6 protein-coding genes are annotated in these 19,451 nt (G+C 61.6%); all 6 read left to right on the top strand.

Translation table 11 applies throughout. The features are described 5' to 3' along the window. Positions 1–504 precede the first annotated feature (504 nt). The 6 genes from BF12_RS0116860 (at position 505) to BF12_RS0116835 (ending at position 19,417) form a co-directional block, all read left to right on the top strand. Positions 505–2,040, top strand: coding sequence for a carbohydrate-binding protein (locus BF12_RS0116860; protein WP_024953284.1), 1,536 nt, complete (start codon positions 505–507; stop codon positions 2,038–2,040). After that, positions 1,926–14,273, top strand: a complete 12,348-nt coding sequence (locus BF12_RS20745) for a carbohydrate-binding protein (protein WP_248623745.1) — start codon at positions 1,926–1,928, stop codon at positions 14,271–14,273. Before BF12_RS0116860 ends, BF12_RS20745 begins: the two co-directional genes overlap by 115 nt. Before the next feature lie 503 nt (positions 14,274–14,776). Further along, positions 14,777–15,058 carry a peptidylprolyl isomerase gene (locus BF12_RS0116850; protein ID WP_035160499.1) on the top strand — a complete coding sequence of 94 codons (282 nt, stop codon included), beginning with the start codon at positions 14,777–14,779 and terminating at the stop codon, positions 15,056–15,058. A 95-nt stretch (positions 15,059–15,153) separates the two neighbouring features. Further along, positions 15,154–16,743: an ABC-F family ATPase gene (locus tag BF12_RS0116845; RefSeq protein ID WP_024953281.1), complete on the top strand. Its 1,590-nt coding sequence runs from the start codon at positions 15,154–15,156 to the stop codon at positions 16,741–16,743. 241 nt (positions 16,744–16,984) lie between these two features. Then, positions 16,985–17,980, top strand: a complete 996-nt coding sequence (locus tag BF12_RS0116840) for a PepSY domain-containing protein (protein ID WP_024953280.1) — start codon at positions 16,985–16,987, stop codon at positions 17,978–17,980. 240 nt (positions 17,981–18,220) lie between these two features. After that, positions 18,221–19,417 (top strand): BaiN/RdsA family NAD(P)/FAD-dependent oxidoreductase, encoded by a 1,197-nt coding sequence (locus BF12_RS0116835; protein WP_024953279.1) that lies wholly within the window; start codon positions 18,221–18,223, stop codon positions 19,415–19,417. The last annotated feature ends 34 nt before the right edge of the window (positions 19,418–19,451 follow it).

Below are 19,451 nucleotides of genomic sequence, written 5' to 3'. Positions count from 1 at the left end.
GCGCTTCTCACCATGGTGATAGGCCGAGGTCAGCGTTTGCTGTTCAGAGTCAGTGAGAGGAGCAACGAAGCGCCTTGCCATGGGGTCATCCGTGTCAGAAATCCTAGCATCGATGATACACGGAAACTTAAGACCAAGCACTTATTCAGTATTGTTTTTCTCATCATCCAAGTCGTTCCGAGGGTTTATAGGGGTGATATTTTACTATTTTAAAACAGTAAATATGTTGTTTTTATTGATTTTATTTTGATATGAAGATCAGTTGCATATTGCAATTCTGAGGGTGAATAGAAAAATCTCTTGTCTTGCGATAGGCCGTGTCTAGACTCGTTTTTGACGGGGTTAAGAGTCTTTGGCCGGTCATGTTAGAACTCTTTGAGAAAGCGTTGGAGAGTGGAAAGTCACCGGGGATTCATTGCCGGTGAGGGCGTCGTGTCGTGAGGTCTCAAGATGGCGTAGAAATCGCCACTAAAAATTATTCGAGGGGTAGGGAAAATGTATTCCATGTCATTCGTATCGAGTCGTCTTGAGTCCATGGCATCACGTATCAGGAGTGGTGATCGTCTTGATGAAAAGACGTTCCAGGATCACGAAATAATGGTCACGCCATTTCCCTCAGTGTGGGGAAATTCCATCAAGTCAATGCGAATGACATTCGAGGATGCGCAGGATCGACTGTCGGTATTTGAGCGCTTTGAGCGTCCCTTTGTCTTTGATCATCTGCCTACCCCCCTATCAGGCAAGCTCAAGATGATGATCGAAGCGTTGGACGAAAGAGGCGAGGTGCTGCCTGGGTCTGGTGAGCAGTTCGGCTTCGAGATCGAGTCACCGGATGTCGTCGCCGAGGAGGTGAGTGACCAGGAGGTGAGTGACCAGGAGGACACGCCGCAAGCCGCCCAGGCGCTACTGACCAGTAGTGATGAACCTGCTGCGGGCACAGGACCTGCCTTGCTGGCCGAACCTGCCCCTCTGGCCACGGCGGCGCTCATCGCACCGGAAAGCTTCACTACCCTTCGTATCGAGGCCGAAGACCTCAGCGATGACGACGGAGATGGCAATGCATCCTCCATCGGTGGGGCCGGTATCGAGGTGGTGACAGGGGGGGATAATCCGTCCAATACCGCCAATGCATCAGGCACTGCCTACGTGGACTTCGGCGGCGCGACCGGCGAGACGCTGACCTTCACCTTCAGCGTCACCGAGGCCGGTGAATATGAACTCGCGCTGGGGTATGCGCTTAGCCAGAATGGCGATGGGTCTGATCGCAACCGCCCATTGCGCCTGGACGTCAATGGCGAACTTCAGGATCGAATGTTTGATCTGCCGAGCACGACCCTGACCGGCGACGCCACTGATTTCAGTGAGTTCGGCGAGCGTACCATTCGCGTTCAGCTGCAGGCGGGCGAGAACACGGTGTCCTTCACCTCCAACGGGGCCAGTGGCCCCAACGTCGACTATCTGGAAGTGCGTGCGCCGGACCCGGACGTCTTCGTCATTCAGGGTGAGGATCTCGATATCGGCTCGACGTCTGATGTCGCCGACGCTGGCACCAATCGTGTGGTGACTCTCGACAATATCGCCAGCTTCACCAATGGCAGGGAAACCTTCCGGGTCGGCGCCGAAGGCGCCAGCTATCTCGACTGGGCATCGGGCAATGCCGAGGCCTACGGTGACTTCACTCTCGAGGTGGCTACCGCCGGCACGTACAGCGTCACCGTGACCTATGCCAGCAGCTCGGCGCGTCCCATTGGCCTCTTTCTCATCGATGAGGGGACGCCAGGCCAGATTGGTACCTTCCAGTTCGCAGCGGTGACTGCGCCGAATTACTACCCCGATGATGTCGATGATGTGCCCGCAGACAACCAGCCAGGCAATGGCGGGCCTTCCGCGTGGGAGGCTGGTCGACCGAGACGCTGGAGGTCACCCTGGCCGCGGGCAGCAATACCCTGCGTCTGGGCGGCGCGACCAACGGGCCGAACATCGACAAGATCGAGGTGGCGCTACTGGAGGCCGATGCGGTGGAGCCTGTCGATCCGGTGATTGCGCCAGTCGTGATGCAGGCAGAGGATGCCGTGCTGGGCGCCAGCAATGACGCCGCCACCGTGGTGCGCGACGCCGCGAATCCCGAGGCCGGTGGCTTTGTCGGACTGCGCCCGGAATTTTCCGGCACCGGTTACGTGGATTTCGGCAGTGCGCCGGGTGACAGCCTCACCTTCACCGTCAATGTGGCCGAGGCGGGCGACTACGACCTCAACTTCCGCTATGCCAGCAATGGCGCGCGTCCGTTGGCTCTCTCGATCAATGACGGCGAGCCCTCCGAGCTCGCCTTTGTCGGGACTGACCCCAACGCCGGCAACGTCGACCCTGAGGGCTTCGATGTCTGGAGCTACCACACCCTGACGACGAGTCTGGAGGTCGGTGACAACACCGTCACGCTGACGATCCCTGATGGGCGCAGCAATGGGCCCAATGTCGATCGCCTGGAGGTCACCACGGCGGGCACGGGCCCGGTAGGGGATGTCGTGGCGGATGCCGATGCCTCTGTGCTGACCTTTACCGCCGTAGACCCCCTCCTCAATGGCGCGACCGTCGGTGAAGCGGGCTTCAGCGTCAGCGGACTGGATGCCGACATCACCTTCGTCGGCGTGACCTTCGATGAGGGAATCACGGTCCAGGAGGTGATGCCGAACCCGGATGGCAGCTTCACGCTGGACCTGTCGGGATTCGCTGATGGCGATCTGTCGGTCACGCTGATCGCCATGGATGCCTTCGGCAACCGTGCCGAACAGAGCCTGGCGCTGACGCTGGATACCACCGCCGATGAGGGGGGCGACCTGGCACTCGAAGGCCCGCAAGATGCCATCGAGGCGGATGACAGCGCCAGCGTGGTATTCGGTGTCGCGGGAATCGATGACGGCTCGACTCTCGAGATCAGCTTCGACGGCGGCGTGACCCGTCAGTCCGTTGTCAGCGATGGCGACACCTTGACGGTCGATCTCTCCACACAGGCCCCGGGCGATGTGATCGTGACCCTGATCGTGACCGATGCCGCCGGCAATGAGGCGAGTGTCGCGGAGGCGATCACGCTGGCCGTCGTCGGCAGCGTGACGCTGGATGTCACCTTCGATGACGCCACGATCAGCGCCTACAACGCGACCCAGGACAATCCCTCCGTTGGCACGGGGGCGGTGGTGGCAGGCGACGGTGGCACTCTGACGTTGAACGACAATGTCTGGAAGCGGGCAGCCCTGCCGGAGGACTACACGATCACCAGTGGCAGCATCCTGACCCTGGATGTGGCCATATCCGATTCGCCGATCCCCGAGATCGTTGCCATCGGCTTCGATGCCGATTCCAATCCGTTCAATGGCGGAAACAGTGTCTATCAGCTGGGCGGCAGCCAGACGCAGGGTGGCTTTGTCGATCTGCGTGGGCAGGGCATCGACAATGGCGATGGCACCCTGCGCTTCACCATCGATCTCTCGGCGCATGCGGGCATCACCCTCGATTCGCTGGTCTTCGTCAACGACGATGATGTGGGCGCCAAGGGCAGTGCGAGCTTCAGTGGCGTAAGCCTGTCAGAAGCCGATGTCGATGACACCAACAGCGCACCGCGCGTGGTGGGGGGGGGTATCGCTGATCTGAGTCTCGACGAAGGCGCGAATCTCGAGGTTGACCTGCCCTTCGTCGATGACGATGGCGATGACCTCGCCTTCAGCTTCCGGGTCACCGATGGCGATGGCCTGCCGGTCACCGTGGACGGGCTGAGTGTCAGCGACACTGTGCTGTCCGGGAGCCTCGCTGGTCTGGTGCCGGGCGATTACACCATCACGGTGACCGCCGATGATGGCACCGCCAGTACCGATACCGACTTCGCCTTGAGCATCGAGAACGTCAACGACGCCCCGGTGGCGGAGCCTGCCGCTCTCGAGCCCTACTTTGGAGAGGTGGGCGAGAGCTTCCTCCAGATTCCGCTGGCGGACTTCGCCTCGCTGTTCTCCGATGCCGATGGCGACAGCCTGACATTGACGGCCGAGGATTTGCCTGCCGGGCTCGAGGTGATCGACGGTGTCATTCAAGGCACGCCAAGTGAAGGGGGCACCTTCGACGTTGTGGTGCGCGCCACCGACCCGAGTGGTCTGTCAGCGACCCAGTCGCTGAGCTTCATCATCGAAGGCACCCAGGTTGGCGATAGCATCACGATCGAGGCGGAAGATTTCACGGATCTCGACGCCGGTAACCTGATCGTCACCGGCAGTGCGTCGGCGTCCAACGAGCAGCTGATTCGTCTGACCAGCAATGCGCCGGCGACGATCGGCACTGATCTCTCGGCGGGCGGCGTGGAGCCGGGCTGGTACATCGCGCGCCTCTATGTGTTCGATGAAACCGACGGTGAAGGCACCTTGACCCTGACCATCGGTGACACCGTGCTTGAAGCGCGCAACACGACAACCGATAGCCTGAGCGCCGACGTGGTATTGAACGACGACTTCGGCACCTTCGTCGGCAGTGGCGCGCGCGGAAATGCAGGCCAGAGCGGCAACCGCAAGGAAATCGTCTTCGAGACGCCCTTCGAGGTAACCGCCGGTGATCTGGCAAGCCTCGAACTGCGTGGTGCCGGTGGCGAGCTGATGCGTATCGACTCGCTTGAATTCGAGCGTATCGATGAGCCGGTCAATACTGCCCCGATCCTGGCGGGACTCGGTGCCGCGATCAGTGTCGACGAGAACAGTGCAGGCGTGGCGAGTCTGGTGCTTGAGGATGCCGATGGCGACAGCCTGACGGTGACGCTGTCCGGTGCCGATGCCGCGCTCTTCACCTACGACGTGGCGAGTGGAGGAATCGCCTTCCTCAATCCACCGGACGCGGAGCTGGCCGCCGACAGCGATGAAGATGGTGTCTACGAGCTGACCGTGACGGTGACCGATGGCGAGGACAGCGTGTCACAGGACACCCTGATCACCGTGGCAGATCTCAATGAGAGCATCGCCATCGACCAGACCGCGTTTGCAGTGGATGAGAACCTGACCGAGATTGGCGCGATCCCGCTCGTCGATGAAGACGGGGGGACTCTCGGCCTCAACGCGCCGGTATTCGCCATCACTGGCGGGGCCGACTCTCCGCTGTTCACCATTGACGCCACCACCGGCGTGCTGAGCTTCACCAGTGCCCGCGATTTCGAGCTGGCGGTCGATGATGACGAAGATGGCGTCTATGACGTCGAGGTCAGCGTCAGTGACGGCGACCTCTCCACCACCGCGCAGCTCTCGGTCACCGTGAATGATGTCGATGAAGCGCCGTTCTCGCCCCTGCGTCTGCAGGCCGAAGACGGCACGGTGACGAGCTTCGATGACGGCGCCAACGCGACGGATACCGTAGTGCGCGATGCCGACAATCCCGAAGACAATGCGAATCTGGAGAACGGTCTGCGGCCGGGCTTCTCCGGTACCGGCTATCTGGACTTCGGCGACACGGCTGGCGATAACGTCGCCTGGCAGATCGAGGTGGCCCAGGCCGGTCAGTACGACATCAGTGTGCGTTACGCCACCAATACCGATCGTCCGCTGGATCTGGTGATCAATGGCGGCGATCCGTTGATGCTGGCCATGGCCAGCACGGACCCGGACGGCAGCGGCGGGGAAGAAGGCTTCGACCACTGGGTCTTCGAGACCTTCACCGTCAGCCTGGAGGCGGGCAGCAACGCCATCGTGCTGGCGATTCCCGCTGGCGCCACCACCGGTCCCAACATCGATCGCATCGAAGTGACCGACGCCGGCAGCGGCCCGATCCCGGAGGATGTGAGTGCCGATGAGGACGGCGATCTCGCCATTGTCGCGGCTGACGACACTCTCGATGCCAGTCAGCTGGCGGCGGCAGTCTTCAACGTCTCCGGCATCGATGATGACGTGATCACCGTTGCCGTGTCCTTCGACGGCGGTGCGACCCGTGAGGCAGTGACGCCGGACGCCGATGGCAACATCACGCTGGATCTGAGCGGCCAGCTCGATGATCAGAGCGGCGATCTCGCCGTCTCGCTGTTCGTCACCGATGCCACCGGCAACGAGGCCAGCGCCAGCGAGGTGGTCAGCTTCGCGGAAGACGACGGCACGCCTGCATTCAACTTCGCCATCGAGGGCGAGGCGCTGACTATCATCGATACCGACGGTGATACCCAGGTGCGCGATGCCGACAATCCGGAAACCAATGTCGCCTCCGGGCCAGATGGGCTGTGGGATGACTTTACCGGCACCGGTTATCTGGACATGGGAGCCGACGCCGGTGACGCCGCCGAGTTCCAGGTGGCGGTCGATGAGGCCGGCACCTACACCCTGGAGGTTCGCTATACCAATGCCGGTTCCAACGGCGCGGATCGACCCATGGGTATCCTGGTTGGCGGGCTGAGTCAGGGGAATCTGGCCTTTGCCTCCACGGGAACCGACGCCGCCGGCTGGGAGAACTGGACCACCACGACCATCGAAGTGGCACTCGAGGCCGGCGACAACACCATTCGCCTTGCCAATCTGGGCAACGCCGGCCCCAACATCGACAGCCTGACGGTCAGCCGTGATGGCGTGGTGCCGGAGCGTCCGGTGGAGCCGGGCGAGCGCTTCTCGGTCAAGATCAACTTCCAGCCCGAAGGCATCGCGGTGCCGGATGGCTACATCGCCGACAACGGCAAGGCCTTCGGCACCCAATCGGTGACCGTAGACGGCCAGACCCATCAGTACGGCTGGATCACCGAGGCGTCGATCTACGACGCCGACCCCGGCACCGAACCGCTGGATATCAGCGCACTGACCAGCGTGGCGGTGAATGATCGCACCGATGATATCGCCGGGCTCGACCCGCGCCAGGGCACCTACGCCCACTTCGACCAGCCGGGAAGCGCCTATGTGCGCGCCGGCTGGGAGATCGAGCTGGACGATGGCTACTACGAGGTCACCCTCTCCATCGGGGATACCTCCGGGCCCTACGACAGTCGCAACGTGCTCAATGCCGAGGGCGAGCTGTTCAATGATCCCTTCACCCCGTTCCGGCCCGATGATTTCCCGGCGGACGGCAATCCGTCAGATGATACCGATGGCTTCCGCTCGGACCTGGTCACCCGCATTGTGCAGGTCAGTGATGGGCGATTGACACTGGATTCCCTGGGGCTCGACAACGAGAACACCGAGATCCAGTACCTCGAGATCCAGGCACTGCCGGACCTGACGCCGGAAGATGATCGCATTGCCGTCGAGGATTACGCCTTCTTCACTGACGCGCGCGCCATCGCTGGGGTCGGTGACAACGAGGTAGAAGTCGATCTGGATCCCGACGACGGCGGCCTGCCGAGCGGGGTCGATCCGACGTCCGACATCTTCGTCGGCATCTCGGTGGTGGACGGCCGCGGCGGGGCACTACTCGAGAGCCTGGGGGACGGTTCGATCCGACTGATCGAGACGCTGACCGGAGAGGAGGTCAGCTTCAACGCCAACACTACCGGTGGCTTCGACTCCCTGACCATCTCGCCGAGCCAGGCGCTCAAGGAGTTCACCAGCTATACGCTGATCATCGACGGCTTCCAGGATCGTGGCGCTAACGACGACCTGGACGCACCGACCCGTGAGTTCCAGAAGTACACCAACACCTTCGTTACCGGCGAAGCCCCAGAGATCGTCGCTCGCGATGTGGCCTTCAATGACGTGGTGGAACTCGACGGTGCCTCTGACAACGCCTTCGGTTTCACCTCGCTGGAGATCACCGCCGATGGCTCGACGATGTACATCGCGACCATTGGTGGGCAGATCTTGCGCTACGACATCGACCCCGTCGATGGCTCCCTCGGCAACCGCCAGGAGCTTTCGCTGCCGAGCGATTACTTCCATCAGGACGGGGCCGATGCCAGCAATGATCGCCGCGGGATCATCGGGCTGGTGATCGACCCCACCGATCCCGACGTGCTGTGGATCACCGACAACTATCCGATCCCGCTGTCTGGCCGTGATAACGGCGTGCCCGACTTCAGTGGCCGGATCACCAAGATCACCCTGGAGGACGGTAGCGATTTCTCGGGCACCGCCGAGCCCTACATCACTGGCCTGCCACGCTCCAATGGCGACCACGTGACCAACAGCCTCGAGTTCCGGGAGAATCCGGAGCATGACGCGGCCACCAACCCTGATGTGCCGACACACCTGCTCTATCTGATCCAGGGGTCCAACTCGGCCATGGGAGAGCCGGACAGCGCCTGGGGCAATCGTCCGGAGCGTCTGTTGAATGCCTCGGTGATGGAGATCGACCCGACCCGTGATGCGCCTCCCGGTGGCTTCGATGTCACTACCGAGCCGCTTCCCGATAACGGCCAGAATACTCGCTTCGATGACCCGGATGGTCATCCCAAGGACGACCCGATCCCGATGGGCAATGGCGAATTCCTGGTGTTCGATGATCGTGGTGTCGCCACGGTGCAGGACGAGTCCGGCAACGTGCTCGAGTCCTACTACGACCCCTACGCCAGCGACGCGGTCCTGACGATCTTTGCCACTGGGGCGCGCAACGCCTACGACCTGGTGTGGCATTCCAATGGCTTCCTGTACGTGCCGACCAACGGTTCGGCGGCAGGCGGCAACGTGCCGGATGACCCGTCGACGCCGGAGGACGAGCGCTACACCAGTGTCGAGAAACAGGATGACTATCTGTTCAAGATCGTCGAGGGAGGCTATTACGGGCATCCCAACCCGCTGCGCGACGAATACATCCTGAACGGCGGCAATCCGACCAGTGCCACCGACCCCAATCAGGTCGACAAGTATCCGACAGGCACCAACCCCGAGGGCACCTACGATATCTCGGGTGTCTATTCGCTTGGCGAGAATCGCTCGCCCAACGGGGCAGTGGAATACACCAGTGATGTCTTCGGCGGCAATCTGCAGGGCAACGTGCTGTTCACCGAGTACTCCGGCGGCGATGACGTGCGCTCGATCACGCTGGATGCCAACGGCAACGTGATTGGCGATGACGTACTGCGTGATCCTGAGGGCAACGTCATCAGTTACGTCGACCCTCTGGACATCATCGAGAATCCGGTCACCGGCCAGCTTTATCTGCTGACCCTGAATCGCGGCAATGGCCAGAGCCAGATCATTCGCCTCGACCCGGCACCGGGCGGGGTGGTGGATCCGGTCGACCCCGTGGACCCTGTCGACCCGACGGATGAGTTGGTCTCGCTGCTGGTCATTCAGGCCGAGGACAGGACGCCTGACGACGGCACCGCCGTGACTCTCGCGACGGGGACGGACGCCGAGATCCAGATTCGCGACATCGACAACCCCGAGACCAACCAGCCGGACCTGCCCAATGGCCTGCGCCCCGGTGCCTTCGGGCTCGATGGCAATACCGACGACACCGACGGCACGCCAGGTGGCTATGCGGACTTCGGGTCTACCAATGCCGACTTCCTCACCTTCACGTTCGAGCTGGATGCCGAGCAGGCTGGCGACTCGGTGCTGCGTCTGCGCTATGCCAACGGCGGCAATGCCGATCGCCCGCTGGAAGTGTTCGTCAACAATGTCAGTGTCGGAGTGTTTGACTTCAGTCCACCCGACGGCCTGACGGGGGATGCAGCCTGGGCCGAGTGGTTGACCGAGGCCGTGGCGGCGACGCTGGTCAGTGGTCAGAACACGGTGCGCCTGCAGGCCACCGCCGGCACCGGCCCCAATATCGACCAGCTGGAGATCCTGCAGGAAGCGTCGGATACCACGCCTGGCGTCGATGAGTACGAGGCCGAGGGGGCAGTGCTCGATGGCGCCGTGGTGGTACTGACAAGCGATGATGATCGCAACGCGTCCGGTGATGGGTACGTCGACTTCGCGGGAACGGGTGATCAGACCATTACCTGGACACTCGATGTCGCCGAGACGGGAAGCTATGACATCGCCTTCCGCTACGCGCTTGCCGCGACCAAGGATGACCGTCCCCTGGGGCTTGCGATCAATGGTGTCGACCTCGGGATGTTGAACTTCGAAGGTCAGAGCAACGCTGACGAGAGCGACTGGTTCTTCCAGAACACGCTGGTCGTACTGCAGCAGGGCAGCAATACCATCACCCTGACCGCGCCTGGAGCAGTGGGGCCGAACATCGATCTGCTGCAGGTGCCGAATGCACCGTCCGACAGCTTCATCCCGGTGTATGCCGATGTCTCGAACGGGTCGCGCATCGAGCTCGAGAGCGGTGACAGCGCACGCACCCTCAACGAGCTGACCGCCGACTTCTACTTCAGCGTGGACAGCAGCGGACTCTATCGTTTGGATCTGGCCGCGAATGCGGGCGCCGATGATGGCCAGAGCCTGGCCCTGACGCTCAACGGGCAGTCGGTGAAACTGCTGGCCTATCCGGGAGTGGGTGACGCTGGTGAAGAGGGCACCTATGTCGAGCTCGAGGCCGGGGTGGAGTACAACCTGCGTGCGGTGTCCACCGCCGATGGTGCCGATGATCTCGACTATCTCGATGTGATGCCGGTGGTCGGCAGCGACGACGCCGATATCGTGGTAGAGAGCGGTGATGCCGCCTACTACTCCGATCGCCTGCACTTCAGTTATCTGGACGACAATAGCGGCTCGAATCCCGATCGTGACTTCAAGGAAAGTGCCACGGTCACCATTTCCAACACCGGCAGTGATGTGCTGGAAGTGCTCGATGCCGACATCGAAGGCCCCTTCACGCTGGCGGACCCCGAGGTGTTTGATGGCCTGACGCTGGCCGCGGGGCAATCCCTCGAGGTCACGGTGCTGTTCGACCGAGACAGCTACACCGCGCCGTCCAACAATGCCGGTGATGGGGTCTTCGAGGGCCGTATCCGTCTCACCACCAACGATGCCGACTCTCCGATCGCCGAGATCCACATGGCAGGCTTCTGGCAGGCACGTGACGAGGGTGGCTGGGAGCCCAACGTCAACGAGGTGTGGGAGGTGTTCGGCTTCGGTAACCGTATCGAAGGCTTGTCGACCGTCGGTGGCGGAGAGAATTCGGTACTCAACGACTTCGACCTGTATCGCCCGGTCAATGATGACGAGGTGCTATCGCGTTACTGGTCTCTGGCCGAGGGGGCTGGCGAGGCCAGGATCACCCAGCTGGCGGCCTATCACGGCGGTGGCGGGGCGACGCTGGGTATCCACAACCCCGGCGACAAGGGGCAGGACGTGATCTTCTCCAATCACGCGGGCGACAATAACCAGTCGATCCTGCCGGTATTGGGCAACGGCAACTTCGCCACCGCGACCTTCGGTCTCGATGATATCCCGGCCGGGTGGGCCGGAAGTGGCGTGTTCGGTATCGAAGTGGCCAATCTGTCCACGGACCCGTCACTCAACCCGACCGGAGGCGGCACCCCGCTGGCCGATGCCGAGGGTATCGAGCGCGGCTATACCGTGCGCATGTTCCGGGCTCTCGATGCCGAGGGCAACGTGATTCCCGACACCTACCTGGGGATCATGGATTACACCGGGATCAACTATGACTACAACGACAACATGTTCCTCATCGAGGGCGTGACACCGGTGTCTGGTGGTGAGCTGACGGTCATCAACAATGACGGCGTGCCTTCCAACGATCGCCTGGTGATGTCGCGTATCGAGAATCCGGCCAATGCCGCGCAGGAGGTGCATGACGAGGTGACCGTCACGCTGAGAAACGATGGCTTCGAGAGTCTCGACATCAGTCGCGTCGAGGTCAGTGATGCGACGCTGTTCGAGCTGACGGAGGCCTTCACTGCGGTGACGCTGGAGCCGGGTGAGTCAGTCGATGTGATCGTGCGCTTCATCGCCGATGACCCCAACGATGGCAGTCTCTACGAGTCCAGCCTGATCATCACTTCAAGTGATGCGGATGAGGGAGAGAAGGTCATCGAGCTTGCCGGCCTGGCCCAGAATCGCTCAGAAAGCGGCCAGGAACCGGGAGTGCAGGAGATCATCGATGCCTTCGGCTACTCGACCAATGTTGCCGAAGGGCAGATGAACCAGGGAGGGCTGGTGGAGGCCAACGGCGATGAGATCCTGTCTCCGTACTTCCAGCGCGCCGATGGTGGCTCGCCGATCAAGATCACTCAGCTGGCGGCTTACCATACCCAGGGCGACGTGGCACGACTGTTCATCCACGACGTCGACAGCCGTGATATCGACGAGGTGCTGGCCCACGACGAGGCCGATGGTCAGACGTTGCTGCCACGCACGCTCAATGAGGGTGATCTGCTGACCACCACCACCCTGGATCGCGATGCGCCCTTTGGTTTCTTCGCTGAGATATCGGGCCGCCAGGGCTATATTTCCTGGTCCGATCCCGACGCCAACCTCCATGAGGACACCGTCGATGCCATCGGCACTCCCGGCAACAATCTCAACTGGGACGAGAATGATGGCCATCTGATCCGTGTGTATGTGGCCAGGGACGCCGCCGGCAACGAAATCCCGGATACCTATATCGTGATCCAGGATTACGCGGGGGTGAACTACGACTACAACGACAACATCTTCCTGGTGGAGAACGTCACTACCTACGATCCCGCAGGGGCGGAAGATGCTGACGGCAATGGACGAGTGGATCTGTACGACGACGATGACAACGACGGTGTGCCGAACTTCCTCGACAATCCCGAGCCGGTGGGACAGAGCGCCTTCAATGCCGGTGAGACTGCCTGGGCGGTGGGAAGCGATGGTCTGACACTGGAGGCGCGCCTGTTCGACAACGGTGGCCAGGGCGTCGCCTACAACGACACCACGCAGGCCCATCAAGGCGATGGCTTCCGTTCCGACGAAGCGGTGGATATCTCCAATGGCAGTCTGGCCATCGGCTATGTGGCTGACGGTGAGTGGCTCGAGTACACCCTGAATGTCGAGACGGCGGGCACCTATGCACTGAACTTCTCCGCCTCGGCGACTTCCGACGGCAAGTCGATCACCGCCGCCTTCGAGCAGGACGGCAGCTTCTATACCGAGGGGCAGGCGGTGGCGGTACCGGACACCGACGGTTTCACCAACTTCACCGATGTGGGTCCCTTGACCTTCACGCTGGAGGAAGGTGAGCAGGTGCTCAGATTGACCTTCAACGGCGGACAGCTGGATCTGGCCTCTCTGAATCTGACGCTGGTGGCGCCGGTGGACGATGGCCAGCAGGCGTACACCGACGATGATCAGCCTTGGCAGGTAGGCAGTGATTTCAGCCTTGAGGCGGTGAATTACGATGAGGGCGGACAGGATGTCGCCTACAACGATTCCAGCGAGGTACAGGAGGGGACCGATGTTCGCGGTGAGGGCGTGGACATGGCCAGCGGCGGCAGCGCCATCGGCTGGATCGAAGACGATGAATGGGTGGAGTACACCTTGAATGTTGAGCAGGCCGGTACCTACGACCTGGCCTTCCTGGCCTCGCTGGGCAGTACTGGGGGGGGGCAGCGCTCGATCACCGCCAGCTTCACCAAGGAGGCCGACGGCCCGTACGCCAGCGCCACACCGGTAGGGGTCTCACCGACCGGTAGCTGGACCAGTTTCGTGGGTACCGAGACCGCCCAGGTGACCCTGGAGGCTGGAGAGCAGGTGCTGCGACTGACCTTCAATGGCGGTTCCATGGACCTGCAGGGGTTCTCGCTCTCCCTTGATGGTCAGCAGGCCTTCAATGCGGGAGGCATCCCCTGGCAGGTGCAGGCGGATGAGGGACTCAGCCTCGATGCCGTCAACTTTGATGAAGGCGGGCAGGGGGAGGCCTACAACGAGCTCTCCAGCGCTCAGTTCGGCTCGAACTATCGCGATACACCGGTGGATATCGTCGGTGAGGGGGAAGCGATAGGTTGGGTAGAGGATGGTGAATGGCTTGAGTACACCATCGATGTCGAGCAGGCCGGCGCTCACACGCTGTCATTCGTCACCTCCGCTCCTGACAATGGGCGCAGCATCACGGCCTCGGTGGAGAAGAATGGCGAGTTCTATGACGAGGCCAGTGGCACGCTACCCAATTCCGGCGCCTGGGGAGTCTATGTCGATGGCCCCTCGCTGACGCTGGACCTGGAGGAGGGGGTGCAGGTGTTGCGTATCACCTTCAATGGCGGTTCACAGGATCTGGCGTCCTTCCAGATCACGCGTGATCCGGATGTGGCTCCGGCTGGCACACCGAATGCACTCGCGATGATGAGCATGCTCGAGGACGGCGACGCGATTCCGGTCTCCAATGATGAGGAGGCACCGATGAGCGACGATGTCGGCCTTCAGGGCATACAGGATGATGTCCAGGCCGGCCTGCTCTAGAAGGACGGCGCACAAGATGACGAAGAACGCGTGAGCAAGTGGCCGGGAACATGGCATGTGCTGGAGCTTTGCCTTTCCCGGCCCGCGTAGATGCCTGGCAGGACATGAGCGAGTTGCTGAAGCTCATGTCCTGCCAGGCATTTGCGTGTCGCCAGCTCACACCCTCCTTCTTTCGGTATGACTTTTTCTGATATCTCCCGGCAACACCTGATACCTCGAGAATGTTCTCGATATCCCCGCATGCGTCTGGCTTTACCGGATTCTCGCCTGTCAGAAGCGGCTGCGAACACGCACTGCAGCGTCTGTCTTCCTGAGCTGTTATCATGCCCGCCTTCAGATTCACCTTGTTGCCTGTTGTCTCCCTCATCTTTCGTCTGACCTCCCGCCACGTCCCTCGTCATGCGCCTGTTGTCGCAGGTTGTCGCTGACAGGACAGCACCTCGGATGGACAGAACGCGAACCGGGAGAAGACAGGCACGCATTCGCTTGCAAGAGGACATGAGATGGCTCGTATTGCCATGGCACGCCACATTCTGGTGAAGACCGAGGCCGAGGCGCAGCGTCTCAAGCAGTCACTGGAGCGCGGCCAGCCGTTCGAGAAGCTGGCGAAGAAGCACTCCACCTGTCCTTCCAGCAAGCGGGGCGGTGACCTGGGCGAAGTGCGCCCCGGCCAGATGGTCGGCGGCATTGATCGCGCCATCTTCAAGGGCCCGCTCAATACCCTGCAGGGGCCGCTGAAGAGCAAGTTCGGCTATCACCTGCTGGAAGTCTTCTTCCGTGGCTGATGCCTGACGGACCGCGATTCCAGACCCCGTATCATCCGGCGCCAGCGTGACGCTTCGTCACCGCCCATCTTTTCATTCCAAACGGATACTCCCTCGTGATCTCTACCGCTAATCTCACCATGCAGTTCGGTGCCAAGCCGCTGTTTGAAGACGTCTCTGCCAAGTTTGGGCGTGGCCATCGCTACGGCCTGATCGGTGCCAACGGCTGCGGCAAGTCGACCATGATGAAGATCTTCGGTGGCGATCTGGAGCCGTCCGGCGGTCATGTCATGCTTGAGCCCAATGTACGCTTGGGTAAGCTTCGCCAAGACCAGTTTGCCTATGAGGAATACACGGTGCTCGACACCGTGATCATGGGTCACGAGCGCCTGGCCGTGGTCAAGGCTGAGCGTGACCGCATCTACTCGCTGCCGGAAATGAGCGAAGACGATGGCATGAAGGTCGCGGAGCTTGAAGTCGAATTCGCTGAACTCGACGGCTACACCGCAGAAGCGCGTGCTGGCGAGCTGCTGATGGGCCTCGATATCCCCATCGTGCAGCACCTGGGACCGATGAGCGAAGTTGCGCCGGGCTGGAAGCTGCGCGTGTTGCTGGCACAGGCGCTGTTCTCTGATCCTGATCTGCTGCTGCTCGATGAGCCGACCAACCATCTGGATATCAACACTATCCGCTGGCTGGAAGACGTGCTGACGTCGCGCTCCAGTACCATGATCATCATTTCTCACGATCGTCACTTCCTGAACAGCGTCTGCACGCATATGGCCGACCTGGACTACCGTGAGCTGCGTCTGTTCCCGGGTAACTACGACGAGTACATGACCGCCGCCACCCAGGCGCGTGAACAACTGCAGTCTGACAACGCCAAGAAGAAGGCGCAGATTGCCGAGCTGCAGTCCTTCGTCAGCCGCTTCTCTGCCAACGCCTCCAAGGCCAAGCAGGCGACTTCGCGTGCCAAGCAGATTGACAAGATCCAGCTCAGCGAGATCAAGCCGTCCTCGCGTATCAGTCCGTTCATTCGTTTCGAGCAGACCAAGAAGGTGCATAACAACGCCGTGTTGGTCGACAAGCTGGCCAAGGGCTTTGACGGTAACACCCTGTTTGAGAACTTCAGCTTTACGGTGGCTGCTGGTGAGCGTGTCGCGATCATTGGTCCTAATGGTATCGGCAAGACCACACTGCTGCGCACGCTGGTCGGCGAGATGCATCCGGACGCAGGTAGCATCAAGTGGACCGATGCTGCGGACGTGGGTTACTACGCCCAGGACCATGCCCACGACTTCGCTACTGACATGACGCTCTATGACTGGATGGCGCAGTGGACCAGCGGCGGCGAGCAGGTGGTGCGCGGTACTCTGGGTCGTATGTTGTTCTCCAACGACGATATCCTGAAGTCGGTCAAGGTCATCTCCGGTGGTGAACAGGGGCGCATGCTGTTCGGCAAGCTGATCCTCAAGCAGCCTAACGTGCTGGTGATGGATGAGCCGACCAACCACCTGGACATGGAGTCCATCGAGGCGCTTAACCTTGCGCTGGAAAACTACCCGGGCACGCTGATCTTCGTCAGCCACGACCGTGAATTCGTCGGCTCGTTGGCCACGCGCATCATCGAGCTGAATGCCGAGGGTGTGGTCGACTTCTCCGGCACCTACGATGACTACCTGCGCAGCCAGGGCGTCATCGTCTGAGCGAGCACGTCTGCTCCTTGTCGTGAAATCGCCGCTCTGATCGCCCCCGTTGCCCTTGGCAGCGGGGGCGATCTGCCATCTGGCGTCGACGAACCGCGCCATTCGATTGCGCGATGCAACTGCATGTGAGAATCATTCGCCGATGAGGTGTATTTGTCTTATCATCTGCGCCTCTTGATCGCACCCGCGCGAAGGCGTGTGCATTCACCTTGCCGTCGCTCACCCCAGGAATAGAGTCATCATGTCAGATGTTGCACCCGGTGCCCCCGCTCAACGGCTTGCCTCGCGCGCCACGTCCACGCTCCAGGACACCCCCCGGCAGCGAGGGCGGCGCAAGACCTTGGCGCAGCGACTCAACCCCTGGATTCGCTCTCTGCATCTGTATTGCGGCGTCGCGCTGGTGCCTTTCGTGCTGTTGTATGGCGTGAGCGCCTTCCTGATGAACCATCCCGGCCTTTATCGCGACATTCAGCAGACACCGTTGTCTTCCGAGGCGTTGCAACGCGCCGCGTTGGGCCCGGTGGATGCACAGGCACTGGCCATGGCCACCGTGGCGGAAATGAATCGTATATCCTCGGGGCGTCACGAATTCAGGCTGGTTGACCCACAGGCGCTCAAGGGCGCGCCGTTGTCTCTGCTGCTGGACTCCCGGGGAGCGGACATGCGTCAGCGCTACATGGTGGATCTTTCTCACGGCGAGGGGCGGCGTATCGCCATGCAGGAAAACGCCGCGGGAAATGCGTTGGCTCGTCCTGCTCGCATGCCGCTGGCCGGCCAGACTCTGACGCTTCCTGACGCCTCGCCACTGGCGGTGCCACTGGTCAGTCAGCAGGCCCGTCTTCGCGAGGCGATCGGCGCCAGTGAACGTCAGCCACTCAATGGCAAGGGGACGCTCGGCTTCACGCTGGAGGACGGCAGCGGTCAGCGCTTCAATGCCCAGCTGGATCTTTATTCGGGCAAGCTGAAAGGCCAGCCAGTCGGGCAGGTCCAACCCGGCGCGGGGCTTGGCGAAACCCTGACGCACCTGCACAAGCAACATGGCTACAAGAGCAGCGTGCTGGAGTGGGTATGGGCAGTGGTCGTGGATGTCATGGCCTGCGTGATGGTGCTGTGGGGGCTGACTGGCCTGTGGATGTGGTGGCAGATGAAACGCCGACGCCCCCTGGGTGGCCTTCTCATGGCGGCCGGTATCGGTCTGTCGGCGGCTCTGGGGTTGGGGCTGCACGCCGGAATGTAACGTCTGAAGTCAGCTGACGTGCGAGCTGAAAAAGAGCGCTGTGGATATCCGCAGCGCTCTTTTTGATGGGCCAATCCGCATCCCGCTTGCTGCCAGAGCATGGAGGAAACCCGAAACCGAGCGTGGCTTCTGGTAAACTGCGCGGCCGGTGTCTGGCACAGGCAGGTCACCACGGCGCCTGTTCTGGAGCGCTCGGCGTTTCATCACCGTCTTTCTTCTTTGTTGCACGAGGTTTCCAGCATGGCCACATACGACGTCATCATCATCGGCGCAGGCGCGGCAGGCCTGATGTGTGCCGCCACGGCGGGCTATCAGGGCAAGCGCGTGCTGGTGCTGGACCACGCCAACAAGGCCGGCAAGAAGATTCTGATGTCGGGCGGTGGGCGCTGCAATTTCACCAACCTGGATGCCGGGCCGTCCAACTTCTTCTCGCGCAATCCGCACTTCTGCATCTCGGCGCTCAAGCGCTATACGCCGCATCACTTTCTCGAGCTGGTGGAGCGTCATGGATTGGATCATGTCGAGAAGAAGCCGGGGCAGCTGTTCTGCGCTGATTCTGCCAAGGATCTGCTGGCGATCCTGATGACGGAATGCGAGTGGGCCGGGGCGGAGATTCGCCTCAATACCCGCATCACCGCGATTGAACAGGCGGGAGAGGGCATGCGCGTCGCGACGGGTAACGGCACGCACACGGCCGGACGTGTCGTGGTCGCCACGGGCGGGCTATCGATTCCGACGTTGGGTGCCAGTGGCTTTGGCTATGACATCGCACGTCAGTTTGGCCTTGCAGTGACAGATACCTACGCCGCGCTGGTACCGTTCACGCTAACCTCGCAGTGGAAGGAGCGCCTGTCGCCGCTGTCCGGGCTTGCCTGTGACGTCAGCGTCACCGCTGGCAAGGGCCAGTATCGCGAGCCGATGTTGATCACCCACCGTGGCCTATCGGGTCCGGCGATGCTGCAGGCCTCCAGCTGGTGGACGCCCGGTCAGCCGCTGGACATCGACCTGCTGCCGGGGGTGGACGCCTACGCCGAGCTGCTGGCCCTGCGTGAGCAACATCCCAAGCGCCAGGTTGGCCCGTGGCTAGGTGAGCGACTGCCCAAGCGTCTCGCCCAAGCGCTGATAGAGTGGCAGGACGCTGATGCTGGGCGCCTGAGTGAGCGCAGCCTGGCGGAGCTCTCCAATGCGCGTATCGAGCAGCTGGCGCAGTCGCTGAATCATTGGCAGATCAAGCCTGCCGGTACCGAAGGCTGGCGCACCGCCGAGGTGACGATGGGCGGTGTGGTTACCGATGCCATCTCCCAGAAGGATTTCAGCGTGCGCGATCTGCCGCAGCTGGCCTTCATCGGCGAGGTGCTCGACGTGACCGGCGAGTTGGGTGGCTACAACTTCCAGTGGGCGTGGTCATCAGCGGTCGCCTGCGGCCTGAATAGTTGAGTGCCGTTGGATCGTGAGTGTTGCATGGCTCAAT

It is taken from the genome of Cobetia crustatorum, from assembly GCF_000591415.1.
GTDB lineage: Bacteria > Pseudomonadota > Gammaproteobacteria > Pseudomonadales > Halomonadaceae > Cobetia > Cobetia crustatorum.
This window is presented reverse-complemented; position numbering and strand designations above follow the sequence as displayed.